Below are 392 nucleotides of genomic sequence, written 5' to 3' on the forward strand. Positions count from 1 at the left end.
TTTCTTTAGCAACATCAATCTTGTCAGCTTCAACAAGTGAGTTACCAATGCTCATGCCTTTAGCAGCGTAGAATGTGTATGTCATACCACCACCAATAATAACTTTGTCAGCTTTATTAAGTAAGTGATCAATTACACCAATCTTGTCAGAAACCTTTGCGCCACCTAAAATAGCAACAAATGGATGCTTAGGTTCGTCAACAGCTTCACCCAAGAACTTGATTTCTTTTTCCATAAGGAAACCAGCAGCAACTTGCTTGCCGTCAGCCTTCATTGCTTCAGCAACACCAACGTTTGAAGCGTGGGCACGGTGAGCTGTACCGAAAGCATCGTTTACGAACATGTCGCCAAGTGATGCCCAGTATTTGCCAAGTTCAGGATCGTTTTTACTT

At 42.3% G+C, this 392-nt stretch carries 1 protein-coding gene; it reads right to left on the minus strand.

Going from position 1 to position 392, the window contains the following annotated elements:
- Positions 1 to 392, minus strand: a 392-nt coding sequence (gene pgk / locus C1I98_RS46875; RefSeq protein WP_111172270.1) for a phosphoglycerate kinase, incomplete at both ends; no start/stop codon positions are given.

This window comes from Spongiactinospora gelatinilytica (genome assembly GCF_003236385.1).
Taxonomy (GTDB): Bacteria; Actinomycetota; Actinomycetes; order Streptosporangiales; family Streptosporangiaceae; genus Spongiactinospora; species Spongiactinospora gelatinilytica.